A 3,382-nucleotide genomic window follows, 5' to 3' on the forward strand; every position below is an offset into this window, starting at 1 on the left:
CGAGATCGTAGGCGAGGATCGTCGCCTGGACGCGGTCCCGCAGGCCGAGCTTTTGCAGCAGCGCGTTGACGTGGGACTTCACGGTGCCGACGGTGATGCCGAGCCGCTCGGCGATCTCCCCGTTGGTGAGGCCGGAGGCGACCAGGGTGAGGACGGTGCGCTGGCTGCCGGTCAGGCTGTCCAGCCCGGGGGAGCTGCCTGCCGGGACCGCGGGGCCCCGTCCGGACGCGTAGTGGCCGATGAGGCGGCGGGTCGCGGACGGCGCGAGGACACTCTCCCCCGTCGCCACCGCCCTGATTCCCTGGAGCAGTTCGGCGGGGTGGACGTCCTTGAGGAGAAAGCCCGACGCGCCGGCACGCAGCGCGTCGAAGACGTAGACGTCGAGGTCGAAGGTGGTCAGGACCAGGACCTTGGGCGCGTCCTCGCGGCCGGTGATGATGCGGGTGGCGGCGATGCCGTCCAGTTCGGGCATGCGGACGTCCATGACGACCACGTCGGGCGACAGCTCCCGGGCGAGCCGTACCGCGGCGGCGCCGTCGGCGGCCTCACCGACGACCGTCATGTCCTCCTCGGCATCGATCACGGCGGCGAATCCCGCCCGCACGATGCTCTGGTCGTCGACGACCAGCACGTCGAGGCTCATCGTTGTCCCTTCTCGATGTCCGGCGCGCCCGCGAGTGGCAGCCGGATCCGTACGGTGCCCCGGGGGCCGGTGGTCAGCGTGCCGCCGAGTGCGGTCACCCGAGTGGCCAGCCGCTCGTCGGCGGCCGTGTCCGCGGTGTCGGGCACTCCGGTGGCGGTGAGCGTCAACGTATCTGCGTCCGCGTCCAGTTCGACGACGGCGGGTTCGTCCCCGCCGATGGCCAGGACCGTCTCGGCGGCGTGGTAGGCGGCCAGGTCGACGGCGGCGGGAAGACGGGCCGGTACGCGGTCGGTCAGCCGTATCTCCACGTCCCGGCCGGTCGCCCGGCACTGGTGGGCGAGCAGGTCGAGCGCCTGCAGGGTGGGCTGGGGCCGCAGGGCGGGCTCCGCCTCCTCGTCGCGGACCGCGTCGAGGAGGGCGCGCATCGCGGCCAGGGCCTCGCGGGCGCGGTCGGCGGTCGCGTCGAGGCGGCCCGCCTCCGCCTCCGCGACCATGTCCGCGGTGCGGGAGAGGACGGTGGTCTCCAGTCCGGCGGCGATCCTGCGACGCTCGGCCCACGCGTCCCGGACGGCCTCCTCGGTCCACGTGACGAGCCGGTCCTGGTGGGCGCCCCGGGCGACCCGCTCGCGCCGGCCGCGCCGGGTCCCGGCCCAGCGGCTCGCGCCGGCCACCAGAGCCGTCGCGGCCGTCGTCCCCGCGACGACCGCCACGACGGGAAGTGTGGTGCCCCGGTCCAGGACCGCCGCCGTGGCGGCCCCCGCGTGCACGGCCACGGCGGCGACCGGGAGGACCAGGCGCCTCACCGGCCAGGTGGCGGGCGAAGTCAGGCGCGAGCGGGTGCCGGTGCCCACGGCCGACGGACCGGCGGTGTCCGCTGCCCGCGCGTGCGGGGGTCGGGCTCCGGCGCGGGACGGGGCGGCAGCCCTCCGGGCGGCGTCCGCCACGAGCGCCGCGCAGGTGGCCGGCAGGCTCAGCGCGAGAGGGAGCAGCACCGGGCCGGTGTAGTGGCCCACGGACATCGCCACCGGCCAGAGCGGGACCAGGGCGAGCAGGGCACCCCGGGCCGCGCGGGGCGACCGGCGCAGCCACAGCAGGGCGACCGCCTGGGCCACGGCGAGCGGCCCGAAGAACACGCCCGCGGACACCGGCTCACCGGGCTCCAGCACCTCCCCCCGGTGGACCACCAGCAGCGGCAGCAGCGGCTGGACGACCAGGCCGAACGCGGCCGTCAGCTGCGCCAGGCGGTAACCGCGCGGGACGGAACGTTCCACCGGGGCTCCGGTCCGGCCCGGCAGAGCCGCGCGCACCTCCCAACCGCCCTCCGCCGTGGGGCCGGTGACGAGGGTGCCGCCCGCCTCACGGGCCCGCGACCGCAAGAAGCCCTGGCCGCGTCCGCCGCCGAGTCCCGCGCCGTGCGCCGCCGCACCGGCCGGCGGTGCCGAGCTGGTGACCACGACGTCGGTGCCGGTGCCGGTGTCGCCGTACCGGACGCGCACCGTCGTCCGCGCGCCGGGGGCGTGCCGCGCCACGTTGGTCAGCGCCTCGCGCACGATGCCGTACGCCGCGTCCGCGACGGCGCCGTCCGGCAGCGGGTCGATCTCACAGTCGACCCGCTGGTCCAGGCGCCGGAAGCCCGCGACCAGATCCTGCAGCCGCTCCTCCGGTGAGGGAACGTCCTCGCGGGAGGGCGCCGGGGCCCGTACGGCACCGAGCGCGCGGGTGACCTCGCGACCGGTGCCGACGGCGAAGTCCAGTGCCTCCTGCACGAGTTCGGGACGGCGGTCGCGCAGCCCGAGCGCAGCTCCCGCCGTGACGACCACGGCGGTCAGATGGTGGGCGCTGACGTCGTGCAGCTCCCGTTCCATGCGCCGCCGTTCGACCGCCGGCAGACGGTGGCGCTCGGCCTCCGTACGCTGCCGCAACCGCTCGGCGGCGCGGCGCGCACGGCGGGCCCGTCGTACGCGGACACCGGCGCCGCACGCGGCGGCGTACAGCAGCACCGTCAGGGCGAGGTGGAGGCTGTCGCGGCTGCTGATCCCGTGCAGGCTGACGTTGTACAGCGGCTGCCAGACGGTGAGCGTCAGGACGCACAGCACCGCGGTGAAGGCGTCCCGCCGGGCCGCCACCGTGAACAGGGCCAGCCCCACCCCGGCCGTGCCGAGCACCGCCGTCGCCCCGGCGGGCAGCGGGCCGGCGCCCAGCGCGCAAGCGGCGACGACCACGAGGAGGGCGACCACCGGACGGTTGCGGCGCAGGACGAGCGCGGCCGTCACCACCACGGCGACGAGCACCGCCACCAGGAGGGCGCCCGCGGACGGGACCGCCCCGCGCACCAGCGCCGCCCCCGGCCACACCAGGGCCTGGGCACAGATCAGCAGGACCGGGAGAAACCGGTCGTCGGTTCGATTCATGGCTGCATAAGGCTATGACCGCGGACGAGGGGCCCGGCTCCCGCTGAAGGCGGATTCCCGCCTCTTACCTGGGTTGCAGATGCTCTGCCCGTGGTTCCATCCGCCGGTCATCCCACAGGGCGACGACCGCGCCGTGTGCCCTGACCTAGGCTCGATCACATCGAGAAGACGGCCGACCACCGCCTCCCCGAGAACGTCCCACCAGCGCCTTCGCCGCGTCCAGCGGTCCTTGCCCGCCGTACACGCCGTACCCGGGTGAGCGGGCGCGTCCGATTCTCCATCACACATGCTCCCAGGGGGATTTCCCATGTCCAAGCGCATTGCTCTC

2 protein-coding genes are annotated in these 3,382 nt (G+C 75.5%); both read right to left on the reverse strand.

Features of this window, described 5'->3' with window-relative positions; genetic code table 11:
* Nucleotides 1-643, reverse strand: a 643-nt coding sequence (locus ACFYQA_RS39250; RefSeq protein ID WP_388928601.1) for a response regulator, incomplete at its 3' end; no start/stop codon positions are given.
* Nucleotides 640-3,054 (reverse strand): histidine kinase, encoded by a 2,415-nt coding sequence (locus ACFYQA_RS39255; protein ID WP_388928604.1) that lies wholly within the window; start codon nucleotides 3,052-3,054, stop codon nucleotides 640-642. The genes ACFYQA_RS39255 and ACFYQA_RS39250, both read right to left, overlap by 4 nt.
* Nucleotides 3,055-3,382: the final 328 nt, after the last annotated feature.

The organism is Streptomyces sp. NPDC005774, from assembly GCF_042871645.1.
Taxonomy (GTDB): domain Bacteria; phylum Actinomycetota; class Actinomycetes; order Streptomycetales; family Streptomycetaceae; genus Streptomyces; species Streptomyces pratens.

Coding starts and splice junctions, on each gene's coding strand:
- ACFYQA_RS39255 (WP_388928604.1), bottom strand. CDS start 3,054: ATGAATCGAACCGACGACCGGTTTCTCCCGGTCCTGCTGATCTGTGCC.